22 protein-coding genes are annotated in these 23,252 nt (G+C 59.2%); 14 read left to right on the top strand and 8 right to left on the bottom strand.

Annotated elements, in window-relative coordinates:
* Positions 1 to 78: 78 nt before the first annotated feature.
* Positions 79 to 2,295: a putative bifunctional diguanylate cyclase/phosphodiesterase gene (locus PMI28_RS01630; protein ID WP_274517547.1), complete on the top strand. Its 2,217-nt coding sequence runs from the start codon at positions 79 to 81 to the stop codon at positions 2,293 to 2,295.
* Here PMI28_RS01630 and PMI28_RS01635 read toward each other — a convergent pair.
* Positions 2,252 to 3,148 carry an NAD(P)-dependent oxidoreductase gene (locus tag PMI28_RS01635; RefSeq protein ID WP_007992417.1) on the bottom strand — a complete coding sequence of 299 codons (897 nt, stop codon included), beginning with the start codon at positions 3,146 to 3,148 and terminating at the stop codon, positions 2,252 to 2,254. The genes PMI28_RS01630 and PMI28_RS01635 overlap by 44 nt on opposite strands.
* A gap of 196 nt (positions 3,149 to 3,344) precedes the next feature.
* Between PMI28_RS01635 and PMI28_RS01640 the strand changes: the two genes are divergently transcribed.
* A complete protein-coding gene (locus PMI28_RS01640) occupies positions 3,345 to 5,543 on the top strand; it encodes a hypothetical protein (RefSeq protein WP_007992416.1) in 2,199 nt (732 codons plus the stop codon).
* A 284-nt stretch (positions 5,544 to 5,827) separates the two neighbouring features.
* Here PMI28_RS01640 and PMI28_RS01645 read toward each other — a convergent pair whose 3' ends face one another.
* A complete protein-coding gene (locus PMI28_RS01645) occupies positions 5,828 to 6,133 on the bottom strand; it encodes a DUF2288 domain-containing protein (RefSeq protein WP_007992415.1) in 306 nt (101 codons plus the stop codon).
* Between the two features lie 351 nt (positions 6,134 to 6,484).
* On the opposite strand from PMI28_RS01645, the gene PMI28_RS01650 reads away from it, so the two are divergent.
* The 5 genes from PMI28_RS01650 (at position 6,485) to PMI28_RS01670 (ending at position 11,482) form a co-directional block, all read left to right on the top strand.
* Positions 6,485 to 7,612, top strand: a complete 1,128-nt coding sequence (locus tag PMI28_RS01650) for a branched-chain amino acid ABC transporter substrate-binding protein (protein ID WP_007992414.1) — start codon at positions 6,485 to 6,487, stop codon at positions 7,610 to 7,612.
* A gap of 227 nt (positions 7,613 to 7,839) precedes the next feature.
* Complete coding sequence (gene livH, locus PMI28_RS01655; protein WP_007992413.1) at positions 7,840 to 8,763, top strand: high-affinity branched-chain amino acid ABC transporter permease LivH; 924 nt, start codon at positions 7,840 to 7,842, stop codon at positions 8,761 to 8,763.
* The gene (locus tag PMI28_RS01660) at positions 8,760 to 10,016 is read left to right on the top strand and encodes a high-affinity branched-chain amino acid ABC transporter permease LivM (RefSeq protein WP_007992412.1); all 1,257 of its coding nucleotides are present in this window, start codon (positions 8,760 to 8,762) and stop codon (positions 10,014 to 10,016) included. The genes livH and PMI28_RS01660 overlap by 4 nt, the downstream gene beginning before the upstream one ends.
* A complete protein-coding gene (gene livG, locus PMI28_RS01665; protein ID WP_007992411.1) occupies positions 10,013 to 10,780 on the top strand; it encodes a high-affinity branched-chain amino acid ABC transporter ATP-binding protein LivG in 768 nt (255 codons plus the stop codon). The genes PMI28_RS01660 and livG overlap by 4 nt, the downstream gene beginning before the upstream one ends.
* Positions 10,781 to 11,482: an ABC transporter ATP-binding protein gene (locus PMI28_RS01670; RefSeq protein ID WP_007992410.1), complete on the top strand. Its 702-nt coding sequence runs from the start codon at positions 10,781 to 10,783 to the stop codon at positions 11,480 to 11,482. It abuts the gene before it with no gap.
* Positions 11,483 to 11,669: 187 nt separating this feature from the next.
* On the opposite strand, the gene PMI28_RS01675 is transcribed toward PMI28_RS01670, so the two are convergent.
* The gene (locus tag PMI28_RS01675; protein ID WP_033063614.1) at positions 11,670 to 12,578 is read right to left on the bottom strand and encodes a LysR family transcriptional regulator; all 909 of its coding nucleotides are present in this window, start codon (positions 12,576 to 12,578) and stop codon (positions 11,670 to 11,672) included.
* Between the two features lie 105 nt (positions 12,579 to 12,683).
* Here PMI28_RS01675 and PMI28_RS01680 point away from each other — a divergent pair, with 105 nt between their 5' ends.
* Positions 12,684 to 13,283 (top strand): short chain dehydrogenase, encoded by a 600-nt coding sequence (locus PMI28_RS01680; protein WP_007992408.1) that lies wholly within the window; start codon positions 12,684 to 12,686, stop codon positions 13,281 to 13,283.
* 12 nt (positions 13,284 to 13,295) lie between these two features.
* Here PMI28_RS01680 and PMI28_RS01685 read toward each other — a convergent pair whose 3' ends face one another.
* A complete protein-coding gene (locus PMI28_RS01685) occupies positions 13,296 to 13,652 on the bottom strand; it encodes a hypothetical protein (protein WP_007992407.1) in 357 nt (118 codons plus the stop codon).
* A gap of 174 nt (positions 13,653 to 13,826) precedes the next feature.
* Here PMI28_RS01685 and PMI28_RS01690 point away from each other — a divergent pair, with 174 nt between their 5' ends.
* Both PMI28_RS01690 and PMI28_RS01695 read left to right on the top strand, forming a co-directional pair.
* Positions 13,827 to 14,495 carry a COG3650 family protein gene (locus tag PMI28_RS01690; protein WP_007992406.1) on the top strand — a complete coding sequence of 223 codons (669 nt, stop codon included), beginning with the start codon at positions 13,827 to 13,829 and terminating at the stop codon, positions 14,493 to 14,495.
* A 95-nt stretch (positions 14,496 to 14,590) separates the two neighbouring features.
* Positions 14,591 to 16,204, top strand: coding sequence for an NAD(P)/FAD-dependent oxidoreductase (locus PMI28_RS01695; RefSeq protein WP_007992405.1), 1,614 nt, complete (start codon positions 14,591 to 14,593; stop codon positions 16,202 to 16,204).
* 117 nt (positions 16,205 to 16,321) lie between these two features.
* On the opposite strand, the gene PMI28_RS01700 is transcribed toward PMI28_RS01695, so the two are convergent.
* Positions 16,322 to 17,419, bottom strand: a complete 1,098-nt coding sequence (locus tag PMI28_RS01700; protein WP_177318990.1) for a PLP-dependent cysteine synthase family protein — start codon at positions 17,417 to 17,419, stop codon at positions 16,322 to 16,324.
* Between the two features lie 247 nt (positions 17,420 to 17,666).
* Here PMI28_RS01700 and nhaA point away from each other — a divergent pair, with 247 nt between their 5' ends.
* From nhaA to PMI28_RS01715, 3 genes are all read left to right on the top strand, one after another.
* Complete coding sequence (gene nhaA / locus PMI28_RS01705; RefSeq protein WP_007992403.1) at positions 17,667 to 18,854, top strand: Na+/H+ antiporter NhaA; 1,188 nt, start codon at positions 17,667 to 17,669, stop codon at positions 18,852 to 18,854.
* A gap of 120 nt (positions 18,855 to 18,974) precedes the next feature.
* Entirely contained in the window at positions 18,975 to 20,162 is a 1,188-nt protein-coding gene (locus tag PMI28_RS01710; protein WP_007992402.1) for a colicin E3/pyocin S6 family cytotoxin, read from the top strand.
* Positions 20,159 to 20,389: a DUF7683 domain-containing protein gene (locus PMI28_RS01715; RefSeq protein WP_007992401.1), complete on the top strand. Its 231-nt coding sequence runs from the start codon at positions 20,159 to 20,161 to the stop codon at positions 20,387 to 20,389. Before PMI28_RS01710 ends, PMI28_RS01715 begins: the two co-directional genes overlap by 4 nt.
* Positions 20,390 to 20,475: 86 nt before the next feature.
* On the opposite strand, the gene PMI28_RS01720 is transcribed toward PMI28_RS01715, so the two are convergent.
* Positions 20,476 to 20,940: a glycine zipper 2TM domain-containing protein gene (locus PMI28_RS01720; RefSeq protein WP_007992400.1), complete on the bottom strand. Its 465-nt coding sequence runs from the start codon at positions 20,938 to 20,940 to the stop codon at positions 20,476 to 20,478.
* Between the two features lie 165 nt (positions 20,941 to 21,105).
* Here PMI28_RS01720 and PMI28_RS01725 point away from each other — a divergent pair, with 165 nt between their 5' ends.
* Positions 21,106 to 21,342 carry a hypothetical protein gene (locus PMI28_RS01725; protein ID WP_007992398.1) on the top strand — a complete coding sequence of 79 codons (237 nt, stop codon included), beginning with the start codon at positions 21,106 to 21,108 and terminating at the stop codon, positions 21,340 to 21,342.
* Positions 21,343 to 21,347: 5 nt separating this feature from the next.
* Here PMI28_RS01725 and pdxH read toward each other — a convergent pair whose 3' ends face one another.
* A complete protein-coding gene (pdxH, locus tag PMI28_RS01730; RefSeq protein WP_007992396.1) occupies positions 21,348 to 21,995 on the bottom strand; it encodes a pyridoxamine 5'-phosphate oxidase in 648 nt (215 codons plus the stop codon).
* Positions 21,996 to 22,019: 24 nt separating this feature from the next.
* Positions 22,020 to 23,027: an OmpA family protein gene (locus PMI28_RS01735; protein WP_007992395.1), complete on the bottom strand. Its 1,008-nt coding sequence runs from the start codon at positions 23,025 to 23,027 to the stop codon at positions 22,020 to 22,022.
* Positions 23,028 to 23,252 lie beyond the last annotated feature (225 nt).

The raw sequence follows: 23,252 nt of genomic DNA, 5'->3' as shown, positions 1-23,252 counted from the left end.
CTCCATCCATGCCCTCTATACTCCAAGGCATTCGCCGGCGCTCCTTGCGCCAGCCTGAGGATAACAATGGGGCATGCTATGGAATGGCTTGGTTTGCATTTCCTTACCGAGCTACCAGAGAGTGGGCAGGTCATACTTAATTGCACACATGACCCTTTTCTGGTGCTGCTGGCTTATCTGGTCGCCTGTGTTGGCTGTTTCGCGACGCTGGACATGGCCGAACGGGTTGCTCACGCTGAAAAATCCGCTTCCCAGACGCGCTGGCGCTGGGTTGGCAGCGGATGCCTGGCTGGCAGTATCTGGGCCATGCACTTCGTCGCGATGCTGGCATTCCAGGCGCCTATCGATCTTTACTACCAACTGCCTGTCACGGTGTTCTCGCTAACCATCGCACTGCTCGCCGCCTGGCTGGCAATGCATACCCTCAGCCTCCCTGATTTGAGTTTGCAACAGTGTCTCAAGGCATCGATCGGGATCGGCCTGGGTATCGCGACCATGCATTACGTGGGCATGACGGCCATGCACTCCAATGCCGAGGTCTATTACCATCCGGGCCTGTTCGCCCTTTCCATCGCGATCGCAATCGGTGCCGCGCTGGCAGCCTTGTTGCTGGCATGGTATCTGCGCGACGGCACCGGCATGCTGCATCAGCTCTTCAAATACAGCGCCAGCCTGTTGCTCGGGGCTGGCATCCTCAGCATGCACCTCACGGCGATGGCCGCCTTCAACATGGTGCTGCCCGGCGACAGCCTGCCAGCGCAAACCGGCGAACACAGCCACCTGCAACTGGCACTGACCGTGACGGTCATAGCCCTGCTGATCATCGGCAGCAGCATCAGCGCGGCACTCGCGGACAAAAAACTGCAACACAAGGACAACGACCTGCAGCGGGTCAACTCCCTGGTCAGCCAACTGGACCAGGCGCGCATGTCACTGCAACAGGTGGCGCACTACGACCCGTTGACCAACCTGATCAACCGCCGCGGGTTCAACCAGATCTTCGCCGAAAAACTCATGGAGAAAACCAACGAAGGCGGGATGCTGGCGGTCATGTTCCTGGACATCGACCATTTCAAACGCATCAACGACAGCCTTGGCCACGATGCCGGTGACGATCTGCTCAAAGTGCTTGCCCAACACATCAAGAGCTCGATTCGCAGTCACGAGGATGTGGTCGCGCGCTTCGGTGGTGACGAGTTCTGCCTGCTCATCAACCTGCATGATCGTGAGGAGGCGCGGCATATGGCCCAACGCATCATGCTGAAAATGAAGGAGCCCATCGAGCTGGCCGGCAGGCGCATGGTCATGACCACCAGCATCGGCATCAGTCTGTTTCCGGAAGACGGCAGGACGTGTGAAGAACTGCTGAAGAACGCCGACCTGGCGCTGTATCAGTCCAAGGGCAGCGGCCGCAACGGGCTGAACTTTTTCAGCGCCAACCTGAAAACCCGCGCCATACTCGAGCTGCAGCTGGAAGAAGAATTGCGCCACGCCCTGCGTGAAGACACCGGCCTGATGCTCTATTACCAGCCGATCTATGACCTCAAGACCGGTCAGGTCAGCAAGCTCGAAGCCCTGATTCGCTGGCAACACCCGGTCCATGGTTTACTCGCACCGGATCGTTTTATCGCCATCGCCGAGGCCAACGGCCTGATCGCCGAGCTGGACAACTGGGTGCTGCGCAAGGCCTGCGAGGATCTGGGCGAGTTGTCGCGCAAAGGCTGCGAAGACCTCAGGATCGCCGTGAATTGCTCGCCGCTGAACCTCGCACGCGAAGAACTGGCAGATGAAATCGAGTACGCATTGCGGGTCGCCGGTGTGGCGCCCAACCGGCTGGAACTGGAAGTCACGGAAAACGCCTTGATGGGCAATATCGCCAACACACTGGTGTTGCTGCGACAGATTCGCGCCCTCGGCGTTTCGTTGTCGATCGATGATTTCGGCACCGGCTATTCATCCCTGGCCTACCTCAAGCGCTTGCCGCTCAACACGCTGAAAATCGACCGTTCATTCATCCAGGACATCCCCAAGGCCACCCAGGACATGGAGATTGTCCAGGCGATTATCGTCATGGCCCATACCCTGCACCTGCAAGTGGTCACCGAAGGGGTCGAAACCTTCGAGCAATACCAATTCCTGGAAAACCACGGCTGTGACTTCGTTCAGGGCTACCTGCTGAGCCGGCCGGTGCCATTGACCGAACTGCATCCGGTGCTGAACGAAATCAACCAGCGCAAGCACGCCTATACCGTCACGACGCTGAGCCTGGCTCACGGTACATCTGCACTAATGTAGACGGGTCTTTCTCAAGGAATCCCTGACTCCCATGCAGGCGCATCAACTGTGCGGCCAGACCGCTGATCGGTGTCGCCGAGCCTTGTTCACGAGAAAACTTCACCGCTGAATCCAGATCCTTGAGCAACGTCCGCACGTGCCATTTGACCGGCTCGAAACGGTTTTCAGCCATTTGCGGCGCCAGGAACTGCAACGGTTTCGAATCGGCAAAGCCGCCAGCCAGCGCTTCGGCGATCAGGCTTGCATCCACCCCCGAACGCTCCGCCAGCGCGACCACTTCGGCAATCACCAATGCATTGCAGGCGACGATCATCTGATTGCACGCCTTGGTCACCTGCCCAGCCCCGACGCCACCCATGTGCGTCACACGCTGCCCCAGGCTCAACAGAACAGGCCGGACCCGTTCCAGGTCCTGTACGTCACCGCCAACCATGATGGCCAGGCTCCCGGCTTCAGCCCCAACCACACCGCCGGACACCGGCGTGTCGAGCCAGCCCATGCCGGTTTTACCGGCGAGTTCTGCGGCCATTTCCCGCGTGGCGTTGGGCTCCAGGCTGGAAAAATCCACCAGTAGCTGGCCTTTTTTCGCCCCCTCGATAATACCTGCCGGACCAAACACGACCTCGCGTACGACCGACGTATCCGCCAGGCACAACATCACCACGTCAGCGTGTTGGCACAGTTCGGCCGGGCTGGCGACCTGGCGTGCGCCTGCCTCCACCAGCGGCTTGCACTTGTCCGGATTGCGATTCCATACCGCCAGCGGATAACCCGCGGCCAGCAGGCGCCGGCACATCGGCAACCCCATCAGGCCGATCCCGGCAAACCCTAGCGAAGGTAGCGTTGACATCATTTAGCCTCCTTTTGATTAAAGATCACCGAATACTGGCCGATTCATCATGACTTAGGAAAGGATTCCCCCCGAGTGATGCTCAGGCTAAAGACCAAGGCTTGGTCCAAGTACGCGCTGAAAAAAGACGCGATTCTATTCCGTGACGGTTCGACGACAGCGAGTCGGCCAACCAATCAGCCCAGGTAGATGGCGAACAATGACTTCTAAAAACAACCCGGCCACTGCGGTAACCGATCTGACGTTGAGCCCCGCGGCCAACAGCCCGTCATCACCGAAGCCATTGATTCAATCCCGTCCGTTGGCGACCCAGCAATACCTGTACTTCACCGAAACCAACACCGACCGCATCCTCGATAACCTCGACGGCCTGCGCGACATGGTGTTCCCGCGCGCCCCCCATCTGGATGGCGACAGCGAACAGCACAACGATCAGGAATTCCCGTCGGTGTGCCTGATCGGCCTGGGCCGCTGCGGTTCGAACATCGCGTTGGACGTGGCGGAGCTGGTGTACAACGCCCGCAAGTTCTACCTCAACGAATTCAATAACGAAGACCGCTTGTCGCCGGACAAGCGCTTTGCCGAAAAGGGCTACAGCCCGGCCCAGTGGATTCGCAACAACCTGCGCCTGGGCCAGAACAAAAACACCAAGCCGGTGTTTCTGGTCGAGCCACTGGTGATGCTCGGCGACCTGGACAAGGACATTGCCGGACGCATCCGTTTCTCGCGCAAGGGCGAAAAAAGCGGCTTCCTGCGCGACTACAGCAAGATGAAGATCATGGACTTGTCGGAAGTCCACGCCGGTGGCGCCGGTAACGCGCCGATCCTCGGCCAGTACCTGGCCAAGATCATCCTGAACAAGGACACCCAGCGTTTCTCCAGCCCAGACTGGAAGATGATTCACTCGTACCTGATCGACAGTTGCGGCATAAAGGCCAACCAGTCGCGCCTGTATTTCTCGATCTTCAGTGCCGGCGGCGGTACCGGTTCGGGCATGGCCTCGGAGTTCGGCCTGGCCCAGCAGCACTCGTACATGAACAAGACGTTCGACACCAAGCCGATGGACGAGCACGACAGCAAGAGCGGCCATTCCTTCGTCTTCGAACCGATCTTCACCAGTGGCATCTGTGTACTGCCGAACATTTCCGATCACCGCAGTGAAATGTCCGAGGCGCTGCACATCAACGCCGGCCGCCTGCTGTGCAAATACCTGTCGGAAGAGTGGGACTTCTCCTACAATTTCGCCAACGAAGACAGCAGCGAAGCCAGCGTCATGGGCCGCATCCGCCCATGGAACGCGATGATGCTGATTTCCAACGACATCATGCGTTACGCCGAAGAGAACGATGACGGCAATATCCAGAACATTGATGTCAATGCCATGGAAAAGCATGCCAACCAATACATCTCGCAGCAGATCTTCAACATTCTGACGGCCCAGGCGGTTACTACCGACTACGACCAGAACTATTTCCGTCGCGCCGGCATCGACATCGGTGAAACCATCCGCCTGGACGCCAACGACCTGTTCATGAGCCTGGCCGGCCCGGTGGCAATTGCCTATGCCGAGTCAGTGGTGCCGGAAACCCCGCCGCCGAGCAGCGACAAATTCAAGGTGTTCGAGAAAGAGCCGCAGCGCCTGAACATCGACGACCTGTTCTTCCGTTCGATCGACCTGCCGCACTTCAACAAAGTCACCCAGGCCATCGAAGGCATCAGCCTGTTGCCGATCGAATCCAAGCGCTATCGTGCGTCGCTGGAGCAATACAAGAACTCGGGCTACGACGCGGCGGCCCTGCATGACCTGCACTTCTTCAAGAATTGCTCGTCGGTGGTGTCGATCGTTTCCTTGCCGAAGGACTACAAGCTGTCCTACATGGATCTGAACCGGTTGAAGACTCACCTCAACAGCCTGTTCCCCAACACCACGCTCAAGCGCTACGCACTGGTGATCGGTGCCTCGGCCAACCTGTCGCTGACCACCCTGATCGCCAAGAGCCCGTGCCTGTCGGACGACTTCCTGACGCTGATCGTCGCCTTCATCAAGCGCTGCTTTGCGAAGTCGGCGTACCGTTTCGACGAAACCCTGGACAACTCGATCCTGGACTTCATCGTCCAGGAGGAGTTCGACGAAGGCCGCATCGACGACTTGCTCAACGAGTTCGAGAACCCGGCGAAGATCCTCGATACCAACTGGTACGCGATCAAGCCGATGTATGAGAAGAAGTACCGCGAGCTGATCAACGACAAGGAAAAATTCGTCTCGATCAACGACATCCGCCTGTCGCGCGATTGCGTGAAGAAGGCAATCAAGTACCTGCGCGAGATCTACCGTCACCGCATTGGCAAGACCAAGGTTATTTCGCTGAATAACCATACGGGCAAGACTGCTTACTAAACGTCGCCCCCATTCGCGAGCAAGCCCGCTCCCACATTCGACTGCATTCCTTCTGGAAGAACACGGTTAAATGTGGGAGCGGGCTTGCTCGCGAAGGCGGCTTTGAAAGCAGCACATATCAACATTCAGAAACAATTGAGCAGCCGTTCAGTTGCCCTCCCAACTGTTCCCGTTACGTTTACGTCACCGTGAAGCTGTGGCCTTTCTCCACGGCAACATGCCATCACGCTACTCGGCTACACACTTTTCTCCTTGAAAAGAGCGCACCAAGAAGGTGCGACCTTTTAAGCCTGCGCCCTTTCCTGGATCAGAATCCACGGCGAAACAACCACCGCCCACAACTGCGGATCACGTTCAAAAAGATCCAACGCCCGCGTTTCAGACAGCTTGGCGAGCTTGTCGCCGGCCAGCCAGGCGGCCACTTTCTCCCCTTCATCCTGGGCAACGGCCTCGGCGGCGGCGATCAAATCCAGGCCGGGATCGACCCACAATAGGGCACCCTTGGCGAAGAACGGCTCCAGCTCTTTCCAGGTAATAGATGCGGTTTCACCAAGCAGCTTGGCATAGAGGGTGCTAGGTTCTTGATTCATGGGACTGTCCGGAAAAGAAATCGACGCGAATGATAACGTCGGTGGTCGGGCAGAAAAACCCGGATGCAATTGAGTGACCGAAATGAAAAGCGCAGGAAAGCCAGGGAATGCACTGAATCCGGCTATAAGCCCCTCAACGCCCCCGCCGCAATTCTGTCTTTTACTTTCAATAAAGCGACACTTGCAGGTTTTGCCCCCCGGCGCCGCCTTCCCAGGCCGACAATCGGCGCTCTACACTGTACCGGTACAGTTGCCGAGGGGCTTTTCCGGGGAATGTCGTAGATATCTGACCCGGTTCTGCTGCCCAAGGCGCCAGGACTATAAAAACTACAACAGTAAGAGTGGAGCACTATGACTAAGGCTACTAAGCAGATTTCCAAACTGTTTGCCGCTATGGTTCTGGCCGGGGTTGCCAGCCATTCGTTCGCAGCTGACACCATCAAGATCGGCATCGCCGGCCCTAAAACCGGCCCGGTCACTCAATACGGCGACATGCAGTTCATCGGCGCCAAGATGGCCATCGAGCAGATCAACGCCAAGGGCGGCGTCGACGGCAAGATGCTCGAAGCCAAGGAATACGACGACGCGTGCGACCCTAAACAAGCCGTGGCCGTCGCCAACAAAGTGGTCAACGATGGTGTGAAATTCGTTGTAGGTCACCTCTGCTCCAGCTCCACTCAACCGGCTTCGGACATCTACGAAGACGAAGGCGTGATCATGATCACCCCGGCTGCCACCAGCCCGGACATCACCAATCGTGGCTACAAAATGGTGTTCCGCACCATCGGTCTGGACAGCGCCCAGGGCCCTGCCGCCGGTAACTACATTGCCGATCACGTAAAACCGAAAATCGTTGCTGTGCTGCACGACAAACAGCAATACGGTGAAGGCATCGCCACCTCCGTTAAACAGACCCTTGAGAAGAAAGGCGTCAAGGTTGCCGTGTTCGAAGGCCTCAACGCCGGTGACAAGGACTTCTCCTCGATCATCCAGAAGCTCAAGCAAGCCAACGTCGACTTCGTCTACTACGGCGGCTACCACCCGGAACTGGGCCTGATCCTGCGCCAGTCCCAGGAAAAAGGCCTGAAAGCCAAGTTCATGGGGCCTGAAGGTGTCGGCAACGACTCCATCTCGCAAATTGCCCAGAACGCTTCCGAAGGCCTGCTGGTGACCCTGCCGAAATCCTTCGACCAGGACCCGTCCAACAAGGCACTGGTTGAGGCGTTCGCCGCCAAGAAGCAGGACCCGACCGGTCCGTTCGTGTTCCCGGCCTACTCGGCCGTTGAAGTGATCGCCGAAGGTATCAAGTCCGCCAAGAGCGAAGACACCGCCAAGGTGGCTGAAGCCATCCACAAAGGCACCTTCAAGACCCCTACCGGCGACCTGTCGTTCGACGAAAAGGGCGACCTGAAGGACTTCAAGTTCGTGGTCTACGAGTGGCACTTCGGTAAACCAAAGACCGAAGTTTCGCCTCAGTAAACTGGCTCCATAAGTAATAGAGCCCACTGCGCGAGCAGTGGGCTTTGTTTTACGAGGTTAATGGGTCAGGGTCCCGTGATCCGGGAACTGATTCACCTGAAAATCTTAAAACCGTCACCAGCGGTTCGCTGGCAAACGCTTGTGCGAAGGTGGCCACAGACCACACAGCCCGGGCCGGAACATGACTCCACCAGTGAAATGCGTATCAGGTTTTTAGGAGCGTTGTAATGCCTGAGATCTATCACTTCTTCCAACAGCTGGTTAATGGGATGACCATTGGCAGCACCTATGCCCTTATAGCCATTGGCTACACAATGGTTTACGGCATTATTGGAATGATCAACTTCGCCCATGGCGAGGTCTACATGATCGGTTCCTACGTGGCCTTCATCGTCCTTGCCGGACTGGCCATGCTGGGTATCCATTCTCTGCCACTGTTGATGACCGCCGCTTTCCTGGCGACCATCGTTGTAACCAGTGCCTACGGCTACAGCATCGAACGGATCGCCTACCGCCCCCTGCGGGGCAGTAACCGCCTGATCCCGCTGATCTCGGCCATCGGCATGTCGATCTTCCTGCAAAACTCCGTACTGCTCTCGCAGGACTCCAAGGACAAATCGATCCCCAACCTGATTCCGGGCAGCTTCAGCTTCGGTCCGGGCGGCGCACAGGAAGTGCTGATCTCCTACATGCAGATCCTGGTGTTCGTGGTGACCCTGGTGGTGATGCTCTGCCTCACCCAGTTCATCTCGCGTTCACGCCTGGGACGTGCCTGCCGGGCCTGTGCCGAAGACATCAAGATGGCCAACCTGCTGGGCATCAACACCAACAACATCATCGCCCTGACCTTCGTTATCGGTGCCGCCCTGGCGGCCGTGGCGGCTGTATTGCTCAGCATGCAGTATGGCGTGATCAACCCGAACGCCGGATTCCTGGTGGGCCTCAAGGCCTTTACCGCGGCGGTACTGGGTGGCATCGGCAGCATTCCGGGCGCCATGCTCGGTGGTCTGGTGCTGGGGGTGGCCGAAGCATTCGGCGCCGATATATTCGGTGACCAGTACAAGGACGTGGTGGCTTTCGGCCTTCTGGTTCTGGTGTTGTTATTCCGGCCAACCGGCCTGTTGGGGCGCCCGGAGATTGAGAAAGTATGACTAGGAATCTTAAACAAGCGCTGTTCAGCGCCCTGCTGGTCTGGGCCGTGGCCTATCCGGTACTCGGTCTGAAACTGTCCATCGCCGGCATCAACCTCGAAGTACTGGGTGCCAGTACCTCTACGCTGTTCATCATCACCGCCAGCTCGGTGCTGATGTTCCTGCGGGTGCTGTTCGACAAGCAGTGGAGCACCATGATGAAGTCAGCGCCGAAAGGCTCGCTGGTTTCGCCGAAGGTCAGCCACTTCATGACCCTGCCCAGCACCCAACGCTGGATCATCATGGGGTTGATCGTGGTCGCTCTGGTGTGGCCGTTCTTCGGCTCGCGCGGTGCGGTGGATATCGCCACGCTGATTCTGATCTATGTACTGCTCGGTCTGGGCCTGAACATCGTGGTCGGTCTGGCGGGGTTGCTCGACCTGGGCTACGTCGGTTTCTACGCGGTGGGCGCCTACAGCTATGCGCTGCTGTCGCACTACTATGGCCTGAGCTTCTGGATCTGCCTGCCAATCGCCGGGTTGATGGCGGCCACCTTCGGTTTCCTGCTGGGTTTCCCGGTACTGCGTTTGCGCGGTGACTACCTGGCGATCGTGACCCTGGGCTTCGGTGAGATCATCCGTCTGTTCCTGCGTAACCTGACGGACCTCACCGGCGGACCTAACGGCATCAGCAACATCCCCAAACCGACGCTGTTCGGCCTGAGCTTCGATAGAACGGCCGCCGAAGGCATGCAGACCTTCCACGAGTACTTCGGCCTGACCTACAACCCCGTCAGCAAGGTGGTTTTCCTCTACCTCGTTGCGTTGTTGCTGGCGCTGTTCGCGCTGTTCGTGATCAACCGCCTGCTGCGCATGCCGATCGGTCGTGCCTGGGAAGCCTTGCGTGAAGACGAAATCGCCTGCCGTGCCCTGGGCCTGAACCCGACCGTGATCAAGCTGTCGGCCTTCACCCTCGGCGCCTGCTTCGCCGGTTTCGCCGGTAGCTTCTTCGCCGCACGTCAGGGTCTGGTGACGCCGGAGTCGTTCACCTTCATCGAGTCGGCCACCATCCTCGCCATCGTGGTGCTGGGCGGCATGGGCTCGCAGTTGGGCGTGGTCCTCGCGGCCGTCGTGATGATCCTGTTGCCCGAGCTGATGCGTGACTTCAGCGAATACCGCATGTTGATGTTCGGCGCCCTGATGGTGCTGATGATGATCTGGCGTCCTCAAGGTCTGCTGCCCATGCAACGTCCTCACATGGAGCTGCGTAAATGAGCCGCGAGATCCTTAAAGTAGAAAATCTGAGCATGCGCTTCGGCGGTTTGCTGGCGGTCAACGGCGTAGCCCTGAGCGTGAAGGAAAAGCAGGTCGTGGCTCTGATCGGCCCCAACGGCGCCGGCAAGACCACCGTGTTCAACTGCCTGACCGGCTTCTACAAGCCGAGCGGCGGCAGCATCCTGCTGGACGGCGAGGCCATCGAGGGCCTGCCCGGCCACAAGATCGCCCTCAAAGGCGTGGTGCGTACTTTCCAGAACGTGCGGCTGTTCAAGGACATGACCGCGGTCGAGAACCTCTTGATCGCACAGCACCGTCACTTGAACACCAACTTCCTGTCCGGTCTGTTCAAGACCCCGTCATTTCGCAGAAGCGAACGCGAGGCCATGGAGTACGCCGAGTACTGGCTGGACAAGGTTCACCTCAAGGAGTTCGCCAACCGTCCGGCCGGCACCCTGGCCTACGGTCAGCAACGTCGCCTGGAAATCGCCCGCTGCATGATGACCCGCCCTCGGATCCTCATGCTCGACGAACCGGCCGCCGGCCTGAACCCGAAGGAAACCGAAGACCTCAAGGCGCTGATCAGTGTGCTGCGTGAAGAACACAACGTCACCGTGCTGCTGATCGAGCACGACATGAAACTGGTCATGAGCATTTCCGACCACATCGTCGTGATCAACCAGGGCACCCCCCTGGCCAACGGTACGCCGGAACAGATCCGCGACAATCCTGAAGTGATCAAAGCCTACCTGGGGGAAGCGTAAATGCTGCAGTTCGAAAACGTTTCCACCTTCTACGGCAAGATCCAGGCCCTGCACAGCGTCAACGTCGAAGTCCGTCAGGGCGAGATCGTGACCCTGATCGGCGCCAACGGTGCCGGCAAGTCGACCCTGCTGATGACGCTCTGCGGTTCGCCGCAGGCCCACAGCGGCAGCATCCGCTACATGGGTGAGGAACTGGTCGGCCAGGACTCCTCGCATATCATGCGCAAGAGCATTGCCGTGGTGCCGGAAGGTCGTCGGGTGTTTTCCCGCCTGACAGTGGAAGAAAACCTCTCCATGGGTGGTTTCTTCACCGACAAGGGCGATTATCAGGAACAGATGGACAAGGTCCTCGGACTTTTCCCGCGCCTGAAAGAACGCTTCAGCCAGCGTGGCGGCACCATGTCCGGCGGCGAACAGCAAATGCTCGCCATCGGCCGTGCGCTGATGAGCAAGCCCAAGCTGTTGCTGCTCGACGAACCTTCCCTGGGCCTGGCACCGATCATCATCCAGCAGATCTTCGACATCATCGAACAGCTGCGCAAGGACGGTGTGACCGTGTTCCTGGTCGAGCAAAACGCCAACCAGGCGCTGAAGATCGCTGACCGCGCCTACGTGCTGGAGAACGGCCGGGTAGTGATGCAAGGCACCGGTGAAGCGCTGCTGACCGACCCGAAAGTGCGCGAAGCGTACCTCGGCGGCTAAGCCTTTGCGGTAAAACAAAAAACGGCCTTTGCAGGCCGTTTTTTTATGCCTGGCACCTTTTCCACAACGTTGAAGATCCCTTGTGGCAGCGGGCTTGCTCGCGAATAGGGAGGGTCAGTCGACATTGTTGTTGTCTGACACGCCGCATTCGCGAGCAAGCCCGCTCCCACAGGTTTTGTGCAATCCATTACAAGCGGTCCAACACCTCCCCACTGCGCTTGAACCACCCGATCAAATAATCCGCCAGCACCTGCGTGCGCTTGGGCAACCCACCCTGATACGGATGCACCAGGTACATCGGCATGCTGCGGGTCTGATAATCGCGCAGGAGCCATCGCAAACGCCCGTCGGCCAGTTCTGTTGGCAAACAGTAGGATGGCAGGCGCGCAATACCGGCGCCGACCAGTGCGGCTTTTTTCAAAAGGTTGTAGTGGTTGCTGGCGAACGGCCCCGACACCCGCACCCGCAATAACTCGTGCTGCTGGTGATACAGCCATTCTTCACGGCCGCTGTAATGGCTATTGAGCAGGCAGCGATGCCCGGCCAGCTCCTGGGGTGTTTGCGGTTCACCGTATTGCTCCAGATAGGCCGGGCTGGCACAGGTCAACTCTTGCCACGCCAGCAGCGGACGCGCCACCAGTCGTTGGTCAATGGCCACGTCCGAGCGAATCGCTAGGTCGAAGCCGTCACGGGACAGCTCGCGATAGCTGTTGTTGAGCTCCAGTTCGATCTGCACCTGAGGGTATTTGGCGGAGAACTCCAGCAACAGGCCATCGAAGAAGGTTTCCCCGAGCGACACCGGAACCGTCATCCGCACCGGACCAGTCATATCGTCCTTCAGACGCGCCAGGGCCTGACGCGCCCGCTCGACTTGCACCACCAGTGCCTGGGCCTGAGGCAACAACGCAGCCCCGGCCGCGGTCAGGCTCAAACGGCGGGTGGTCCGTTGCAACAACACCACAGAAAACTGCGCTTCCAGCTGGCTGATGCGCTTGGACAACTGGCCTTTGCTGCAACCGAGCTGCTGCGCCGCCAGAGTGAAACTTCCCGCTTCGATCAATACGGCGAATGCGGCCAGGTCATCCATCTCGCTCACGGATTGTTTCCATTTGAAAACCAAAGGTTGCCTATTAGTGCGCTTATCCCAAGAAAAAACCACCCTAAACTAAAACCTCGTTCAACCCACACGAGGATCACCCCCATGAAAATTCTTTTGATCGGCGCAAACGGCACCATCGGTTCGGCAGTCGACAAGGAGCTGTCCCAACGCCACGAAATCATCCGCATCGGTCGTACCAGTGGCGACTTTCAGGTGGACATCAGCGACAGCGCCTCGATTCGCAAATTGTTCGAGCAGACCGGAAAATTCGATGCGCTGGTGTGTGCCGCCGGCAACGTGACCTTCGCGCCGCTCAACGAAATGACCGCAGAAAGCTTTGCCCTGGGCCTGAAAGACAAACTGATGGGCCAGGTCAACCTGCTGCTGATCGGCCGCGAATTCGCCAATGACGGCGCCTCGTTCACCCTCACCAGCGGTGTCCTCAGCCACGATCCGATTTACAGCGGTGCCTCGGCAGCGCTGGTCAATGGCGCGCTGGACAGTTTCGTCCGCGCCGCCGCCATCGAGCTGCCACGTGGCCTGCGGGTGAACTCGATCAGCCCCAACGTGCTAGTCGAGGCCATGGGTAAATACGCACCGTACTTCCGCGGCTTCAAGCCGGTTCCTGCGGTAGATGTGGCCTTGGCCTACGCCAAAAGCGTGGAAGGCCTACAAACGGGTCAGACCTTTCACGTTGGCTGAGTCGGTTCAAGCTCAATCAACCAACGTGGGCAATAGGTCTTTGGCGATAGCTTTCGGGATGGACACCCTGAACTGCGCGCCCAAGACCGATTGCACTGTCGCTGTAGAGACCGTCCAACCATTGATCGACAGCGTCAAATTCTGGCCTACCGACTCACGGGTAATGCGCTGCATACGTTCAGTTGCTTCAGGACTGAGCGTGACATTCATTTCAAATCCCGAATGAAGTCTGTCGCTATCCTTCAACAGTAACTCCATGCGGGTGAAGTCGGTTGCCGAAGACAAATTGATCTCGGCAGCGTGACTGCCCGTGGCCCCCGTCATCACCATCAGAAACAACCCGATCTTCCAGCCCATCGCCTTCTTCATCTCCGCCTCCTGTAAAAAAAGCGGCAGCTTACCTTTGGCATCCCGATACTCGGTATCGGAACAATTCACAAGATGTTGCCGGAAATCGCCCTCTGCCGTGCCAGAGACCCACTCCAGTCTTGTGGTGAACGGTCAGCCTGAGTAACGTGGCGGCACTTGTCAGGAGACCCCAAGATGCGTGTTGCCCGTTCCTTAGTCCTCGTTGCCCTGCTTCCGATGTTCGCCGCTTGCCAGTTGTTCGAGGGTGAGCGGCAGAGCGCCTCCCATGTCGGCCAGACACGCATGCAAGGCCAGTTGACCGCGGCTGACGGCAAACTTGTGTTCCAGCCGTGCAACCAGGCAAACCGCTATGTGGTCAACGACACCGGCGGTACCAGCGTTCTGCAACAGGCCGCAAGCCTGGCGGATAAGCAGGGCAAGCTGTTTGCCGACGTGCGCGGGCGGGTTGTGCCCGGCAGCGGCGGTGACGGCCAGCTCGATCTGGAGCAGCTGTACCGCGTCGAACGATCGGGCAGCGCGTGTGACGATCCGAATTTCAAGCAACTGATCCTGCGCGCCGCCGGCCACGCCCCGGAATGGAGCGTGAAAGTCAGCGGTAAAGGCATGGTCATCGACCGCGCCGGTCAGCCTCCCCTCGCCGTGCCCTACGTCGAAGAACAACTGGGCGACGGCCGTTTCAACCTCAGCACCGAAGCCAACAATCAGCACGTCGAGTTGTGGGTCGCACCGCAACGTTGCGTCGATAGCAGCACTGGCAGCATCCAGCACATGAGTGCCGAACTGCGTATCAACGGCCAGGTGCAACGCGGTTGCGGGTATTTCGGCGGATCGCGCGACGACTGATCGTTTAGGCCTCACGGGACTGCGCCATTGCGGCTTATAATCGCCGGCTTCAAACGCCCTGGCGCAGTTGTGCGCCCCGCGAACCGGATCCCGCCATGTTACGAATCACCGAACTCAAGTTGCCGATCGACCATCCCGATGAAGACCTGCGCCCTGCTATCGTGCAGCGCTTAGGGCTTGCCAGCGATGACCTGCTCGATTTCACCTTGTTCAAGCGCAGCTACGATGCGCGAAAAAAGTCCTCCGAGCTGTGCTTCATCTACACCATCGACCTTGAAGTTCGCGATGAGGCGGCGGTGCTGAACAAGTTCGCCGATGACCGTAACGTCAACCTGGCACCGGATGTCAGCTACAAAATGGTCGGCCAGGCGCCGACCGATCCGAGCGCGCGTCCGATCGTGGTCGGCTTCGGCCCGTGCGGGATTTTCGCCGGGCTGCTGCTGGCGCAAATGGGCTTCAAGCCGATCATCCTTGAACGTGGCACCGAAGTGCGCCAGCGCACCAAGGACACCTGGGGCCTGTGGCGCAAAAGCGTGCTCAACCCGGAATCCAACGTGCAATTCGGCGAAGGCGGCGCGGGGACATTCTCCGACGGCAAGCTCTACAGCCAGATCAAGGATCCGAAATTCCTCGGCCGCAAAGTCCTGCACGAGTTCGTCAAGGCCGGTGCACCGGAAGAAATCCTCTATGTCAGCAAGCCGCACATCGGTACGTTCCGCCTGACCGGTGTCGTGGAAAACATGCGTGAGCAGATTCGCGCCCTCGGTGGCGAAGTGCGCTTCCAGCAGCGGGTCACCGACGTGTTGATCGAAGACGGCCAACTGGTCGGCGTCGAACTCAATGGCGGCGAGCAAATCCACTCGAAACACGTGATTCTGGCCCTCGGCCACAGTGCCCGCGACACGTTCCGCATGCTCCACGGCCGTGGCGTGTTCATGGAAGCCAAGCCGTTCTCGGTGGGTTTCCGCATCGAGCACCCGCAGTCGCTGATCGACCGCGCACGCCTGGGCAAGTACGCCGGCCACCCGAAACTGGGCGCCGCCGACTACAAACTGGTGCACCACGCCAAGAACGGCCGGTCGGTCTACAGCTTCTGCATGTGCCCGGGCGGCACCGTGGTGGCGGCGACGTCCGAGCCGAACCGCGTAGTGACCAATGGCATGAGCCAGTACTCGCGTAACGAGCGCAATGCCAACTCCGGGATCGTCGTCGGCATCACCCCGGAAGTCGATTATCCGGGCGGCCCACTGGCCGGTATCGAGTTGCAGGAACGCCTGGAATCCCACGCCTTTGTGCTGGGCGGCAGCAACTACGAAGCCCCGGCGCAACTGGTCGGCGATTTCATCGCGGGCAAACCGTCCACCGAACTGGGCAGTGTCGAGCCGTCCTACAAGCCGGGTGTTGCCCTGGGCGATCTGGCCCTGGCTTTGCCAGCGTTCGCCATCGAAGCCATTCGCGAAGCCTTGCCGGCGTTCGAGAAGCAGATTCGCGGTTACTCGCTGCACGACGCGGTGTTGACCGGGATCGAGACCCGCACCTCCTCGCCGCTGCGTATTACCCGCAATGAGTCGATGCAGAGCCTGAACGTGAAAGGCTTGTTCCCGGCCGGTGAAGGTGCCGGTTATGCGGGCGGGATTCTGTCGGCGGGTGTCGACGGAATTCGCATTGCAGAAGCAGTGGCACGGGACATCCTCGGTCTCGAGGCCTGATACCACTCTAATGTGGGAGCGGGCTTGCCCGCGAAGTCGGTTTCACATCCAACATCTGTGTTGGCTGATTGACCGCTTTCGCGAGCAAGCCCGCTCCCACATTTGATCTTCTCCGTGTCAGATATTGGCGCGCAAAACCGAGTCCGGTAGCGGCTCCCCTCTCTCCACCGTCGCGGCCACCGCAGCCATCGAACCACTCAATTCATACCCTTGGGCCTTGAGCCACTCCGGATCGTAATAGGTCGTGGCGTAACGCTCGCCGCTGTCACACAGAATCGCCACCATCGACCCCGTTTCCCCAGCTGCTTTCATGTGCTGAGCGGCCATCAAGGCGCCGATCAGGTTGGTCCCGCTCGACCCGCCCACATGCCGCCCCAGACGCTCGGCCAGGTAGTGCATGGCCGCCAGTGACAAGGCATCCGGCACCTTGACCATCGCGTCGATCACCTTGGGCAGAAACGACGCTTCCACACGCGGCCGGCCAATGCCTTCGATGCGCGAGCCGTGATCCAGGCGCAGGCTGGCATCGCCGGTCTGGTAGTAATCGAAGAACACCGAACGCTCGGCATCGGCACACAGCACACGGGTGCAATGCTGGCGATAACGCACGTATCGGCCCAACGTGGCCGTGGTGCCGCCAGTGCCTGGGCTGGAAATCAGCCAGCTCGGCTCGGGATGCTGCTCGAAACGCATTTGATGAAAGATCGACTCGGCGATGTTGTTGTTCGCCCGCCAGTCGGTGGCGCGCTCGGCGTAGGTGAATTGGTCGATGAAGTGCCCATCGTGTTCACGCGCCAGACGCTCGGACTCGGCGTAGATCTGGGTCGGATCGTCCACCAGATGGCTTTGGCCACCATAGAAGGCGATTTGCGCGATCTTTTCTTTGGACGTGGTCGCCGGCATCACCGCAATGAACGGCAAGCCCAGCATGCGCGCGAAATACGCTTCGGATATCGCCGTGGAACCACTGGAAGCCTCAATGACCGGCGCACCGGGTTTGAGCCAGCCGTTACACAGCGCATACAGGAACAGCGAGCGGGCCAGGCGGTGCTTGAGGCTGCCTGTGGGGTGGCTGGACTCATCCTTGAAATACAACTCGATGCCCGGGAAACCCGGCAGCGGCAAGGGGATCAAGTGGGTGTCGGCGCTGCGCTGGAAATCCGCTTCGATGATCCGGATCGCTTCGCGGGACCACTGTCGGTTGTCGCTCATGATGGTTTTCTCGTTGAATCGGGCAGGAGTCGGCCTTTTAACAAGGCTCATCCAACAAGCTTAGGAAAAAACCTACATCCAGCACAGGTACAGCTGAGGTTCAATACGCCCGGCAACTGCTAGGCTCAGGTCGCAGCTGACGGATCACTCTGTAACGGTATATAACAAAAAAGAATATAACTTTTGTTTTAACAACTAACAGTACTTGTTAGGGTGTAACACCTTTTGAACTCACAGATGGAGAGCGACCTTGCCTCTGCGTAGCACTTTCACGCGTTTCTTTCAGTTGGAAGCTGCCAGCGGTCTGTTACTGATCGCCGCTGCCGTTCTGGCTCTAATCATCAACAACTCGCCGCTGTCGTGGCTGTACAACGGCCTGCTGGACACCCCAGTGGTGGCCCAGATAGGCGCGCTGAAAATCGCCAAGCCGTTGCTGCTGTGGATCAACGACGGCCTGATGGCGCTGTTTTTCCTGCTGATCGGCCTGGAAGTGAAGCGTGAAGTCCTCGACGGCCAGCTGTCCAAACCGTCGCAAATCGTCCTGCCCGGTGCCGCCGCCATTGGTGGCATGGTGGTGCCGGCGCTGATCTACTGGTACCTCAATCGCGACACGCCACCGGCCCTGAACGGCTGGGCAATCCCGACCGCCACCGACATCGCCTTCGCCCTTGGCGTGCTGGCGCTGCTGGGTAAACGGGTTCCGGTTTCGCTGAAGCTGTTCCTGATGACCCTGGCGATCATCGACGACCTCGGCGCGATCATCATCATTGCGATCTTCTATTCCGGCGCGCTGTCGACCCTGTCCCTCGCGCTGGCCGCGGCCTGTATTGCGGCGCTGATCGGGATGAACCGCCTCGGAGTGGTCAAGCTCGGGCCGTACATGATCATTGGCTTGATCCTCTGGGTCTGCGTCCTCAAGAGCGGTGTCCACGCCACGCTGGCCGGCGTAACCCTGGCTTTCTGCATTCCGCTGCGCACGAAAAATGCCGAGCCTTCGCCATTGCTGACCCTGGAGCACGCCCTGCATCCGTGGGTGGCCTACGGCATCCTGCCACTGTTCGCCTTCGCCAATGCCGGCCTGTCCCTGAGCGGCGTCACCGTTGAAAGCTTCACCCACCACGTCCCCATGGGCATCGCCATCGGGCTGCTGCTGGGCAAAACCGTCGGTGTCTTCGGCCTGACCTGGCTGGCCGTGAAAACCGGTATCGCCGCCCTGCCCCAAGGCGCCAACTGGGGCCAGATACTGGGCGTGGCGATTCTCTGCGGCATCGGGTTCACCATGAGTCTGTTTGTCGGCTCGCTGGCCTTTGAGCCGGGCGTGAGTGATTTCGCCGGGATGGATCGCATGGGCATTTTGACTGGCTCCATCCTGGCCGCGCTGATCGGTTATGCGGTGACGGCGATGGCGAGTCGCAAAAGCACCGCACTGGCCTCCTGAAAAACAGCGACAAATCCTGGCGTCATTCGAGACGCGTCCTACAGCCACACTCAATCACCTTGGTTAACGTCGCGCAGCCCCTTTTAAGGGGCTGCCGATGGACGCGACCAAGGACGAACAGTGGCTGGCACTAAGAATATTCCCCTCATTAAAACCCCGCCGTCGGGTGACGGGCACCACGTCACCTGGCGCCCCATGACGGCCAGCGAACTCGCCACGCGGGAAGCCCGGCAAAAGGCCTACGAGGCCATGCTCGCCAGGCAGCAGGCTTACATGGACCGTCGCGACGTCGCGGCGAAAAAAGTGGAAGTGGCTCGCGCAGGTTGCGTATTCGCCAAGTCCTGCAAACTGCCTGACGCCATCATCGACTACACCAATCCTTCTGGCATGGTGCCGACCGACAGCCTCGGGGATTACGGCGAAATAGCCTGGCTTGGCGGCCGCAACGTCGACGACGACGGTGTGCTGAATCTGCAAAGGATCAGTGGCAGCACAGTTGCGCTAGGCGTTGGCCGCCTGGCCCTGAGCGCTCCGGATCTCGCCGCCCCGGCCATCGGTGCCGTCGGAACTGCGGCTACCGCGACGTTGGCCGGGCTGGTCGCGTTGTTCTGGACACCCAGCCTGGGCGACAGCGCCCTCTATACCGAAGACCAGCTCCGCGCCCTCAAACAAGCCCGCACCCGCGTGCGCCTGCAGGTCGAGCAACAAGCCGACGGCAGCCTCAAGGGTTACGCCTTCTATACCGGGAGGAATCGCGACTGGGAAATGGTCGATGTCGTGCAGCTCACTTCACGCGACAGCCAATACGTCGCCGACCTCGGCGAAGGCATCGAACTGATCTGGACCCCGGCCGAAGACGGCTCCGACACCCTCGGCATCCCCGCCCTGCAAGCCGCCCCGCAAGCACCGCATATCTGGGTTTATCCACCGACGAAACAGGCTGACAGCATCATCGTCGATCCGGTTTATCCGCCGGATTACAAGGATTTCATTCTGGTGTTTCCGGTGGGGTCAGGAGTTAGGCCGGTTTATATTGTGGTGAGTGTTTCTGACCACAAATACCATCCCGCGCCGACAGGGCTTGCCGCATTTCCTAATGCGACTAAAGCTCCTCGTAAAACGGCAGTTAAAGGCGGCGGTGGTCTCAGGCGACGCTGGAAAACTCCAAAAGGATTAATTTTTGAATGGGACTCGCAGCACGGAACGGTCGAAATGTATGACAACCGTGGCCGTCATATCGGTGAATTTAATCCGACAACGGGCGAGCAAACCAAACCTGCAGATAGCACCAGGAAAGTAGAACCATGATCTACATAATTGAAGCCTTCGATAGAGAAAGCGAATTCCTCGTATTCGAAGAAAAGTTACCGAACGGGTGCGACCAAGAGCTGAAAACAATTATGGGGTGGACGTCGGACCAACAGGGGTGGGAAGGATACGACCTGACATCCGAACAGCTTGAGGCTCTGGAAAGAATACTGGGAAAGAAAATTCATAATCCAGCGTTGATATTTCAGCTCAGTTGCAACGTTTAGATGCTAAAGCATTCGACCACCTGCTTCAGAACGTAAAAACCCCGACCAGTCACCTGATCGGGGTTTTCTTTTACCCAACTTTCCGCTTAGTGCGAAACGCGGCTGGTGCCATTCACACTGGCGATGCGCACACGCTCGCCAACACGGAACACTTCGTTTGGCTGAACTTCCTGGACGTAGGCGCGCATGCTGCCATCGTCTTCGCGCACGGTGATTTCCACGCCCTGGGTGCGGGTCAGGCCTTCTTCAGCGGCCGAACCGAGCAGACCGCCGGCCACAGCACCGATGACGGCAGCAACGACGCTGCCTTTGCCGCCACCAATGGAGCTGCCGCCAACGCCGCCGACCACTGCGCCTGCAGCGCCGCCGATCGGGGTTTTGGTGCCTTCGATTTTCACCGGGCGCAATGCTTCGATGGTGCCCATGCGAACGGTCTGCACGCGACGCGCCTCGTCACGGGAGTAGGAGTCACCGGTCAGGCTCGATTGGCAACCAGTGAGCAACATCGCCATCGTGGAAAAGGAAGCAACCAGCAGAACAGACTTACGCATAGCATCAACTCCAAAAAAACAGATGTTCATTAAACTCCGCAGCTTGACGCCTGTCACGGCACCGCACGGGTAAAATTGGTTTGATTCAGGCTCCGTTAAGGCGCCTCCACGAACTCACACAGTAGCGGCAAAATCGGAAAACCGCCCCACTGGCCAAGGATTCTCATGGACTACTTTATCATCGTCGTCACGACTGTTGCCGGTTTGTATTTCCACGGGTGGCTATACGTACGGATCAAACGCTGGATGGATCGTGACCTGGCGCTAGCGCTGGCCGGCAAAGACGAGCAGAAAAAAGCCTTCATGCTCGAACAATTGGCGAGTGCTCAGGCGCAGAAGATCAAGCGTCGAGACTTGCCGAAGTGGCTGGAGGCCGCTGCGGCAGGTTATCCCGGTCGCTAGACGGCTCAGGGTGCCAGACGTTCAAGAGTCCAGTCGGCGCCCTGCCGACGGTAATTGAGGCGGTCATGCAGACGGCTTGGGCGGCCCTGCCAGAATTCGATGCGTTCCGGCAGCAAGCGATAACCGCCCCAGTGTTCGGGGCAGTGCGGCTGGGTGTCGCTGAAACGTTGCTCGGTGTCCTTGAGCAGCGTTTCGAGCTCGCCACGATCGGCGATTACGCGGCTCTGCGGCGATGCCCAGGCGCCGAGGCGACTGCCCAGCGGACGGACCTGAAAATAGGCGTCAGACTCCTCAGGCGTCACCTTCACCACCCGCCCTTCGATACGCACCTGGCGCTCCAGCGCCGGCCAGAAAAACGTCATGGCCGCGAACGGATTCACGGCCAGATGCTGCCCCTTGGCGCTTTCGTAGTTGGTGAAAAAGGTGAAGCCCTGTTCGTCCAGGCCCTTGAGCAACAGAATGCGACAGTGTGGTCGACCGTCCTGATCAACGGTGGCCAAGGTCATGGCGTTGGCTTCCACGGGTACCTGTTCGGTTTTCACCGCGTCGGCGAACCACTGGTGGAACAGCGCAAACGGCTCGGCCGGTGCTTGTGCCTCGGTCAGGCCATCACGGGTGTAGTCACGACGCATATCAGCCAGGCCCTGGGTCATGGCGCATTCCTTTTGGTTAACGAATCACTGCTTAGCAGTATCGGTGGCGACGACCTTCTTGTCAGCCGCGGCGGCTTTGGCTGGCACGGTCTTCTTTGCCGGCGTTGCGGTTTTCGCTGGTGTTTTCTTGGCCGGTGCTTTTTTCGCTGGCGCTTTTTTCGTGGTCGGGACGGTCGCTTTTTTAGCGGCCGGGGCCGGTGTAACAGGCTTGGCGACCGGTTTGATGTCAGAGGCAGCGACCATGGTCACAGGGGCTGGCGCCGGCATGTTGTACTTGCTCAGCAGCGCGACCATGGTGTTTTGCGGGGTCACCAGCAGTTCCACGCGGCGGTTCAACGCACGCCCTTGCGCGCTGTCGTTGGCGGCACGCGGTGCATCACCACCCAAGCCACGCAGCATCAAGCGATCACGCTGCAAACCACTGAGACGGAAAATCGCCGCGACGGCCTGGGCACGCTCCTGGCTCAGTTTGACGTTGGCAGGAGCCGCGCCGGACGTATCGCTGTGGCCGAGGATCAAGACAGCAGTCTTTGGATCGGCTTCAAGGATTTTGGCAACCCGGGTAAACGGTCCGAGTGTGACCGGCAGCAGCATGGCCGGACGATCCGGGTTGAACGAGCCTTCGACCGGCGCGGTCACCACCAGTACGTTTTCGCGGCGCTCGAGCTGCATGTTGCTGCCCTTGACCGCCTCGCGCAGACGCGGTTCGTAGTCGTCAAGCCAGGCCTGGGTAACTTTCGGATCTGGCATAGGCACGGCCTTGGCGGCGCTCTGTTCGCTACCGCCGAACGGCCAGTACCACTTGCTACCGCTATCGGTTCCGGACTTGGCCACCGCAACGGGTTTGACTTCAGGTTTCACCTCCGGCTTGACCGCGGGTTTGCCGGCGCTGTCGTCGGAACTGAACGGCCAGTACCAGTGGCTGCTGCTTTCAGTCTTGGCTACGGGGGCTGTCGCGTCCTTCTGTGGAGTCTGTGCGCAACCGGTAATAGCGAAGCACAGGGCCAAGGCGAGGGTTTTATTGGATGACATTGGATATCCACAAAAATGAAGTCAAAAAAATCAGGCCACATCGGCTAATGCTGTTCACTTAAGGACGAACACTGAATCTGTGGCGAGGGAGCTTGCTCCCGCTGGACTGCGCAGCAGTCCCATTTTCAGGGTCGCTTCGCGCCCCAGCGGGAGCAAGCTCCCTCGCCACAGGTTGCTTATTGTTCGTTCTATCTCTTAACTGATCGGCATTAGCCCCATCGGCCC

This window comes from Pseudomonas sp. GM48, from assembly GCF_000282335.1.
Lineage (GTDB): Bacteria > Pseudomonadota > Gammaproteobacteria > Pseudomonadales > Pseudomonadaceae > Aquipseudomonas.
The sequence above is the reverse complement of the archived record's forward strand: the minus strand, read 5'-3'. Positions and strand labels throughout refer to the sequence as shown.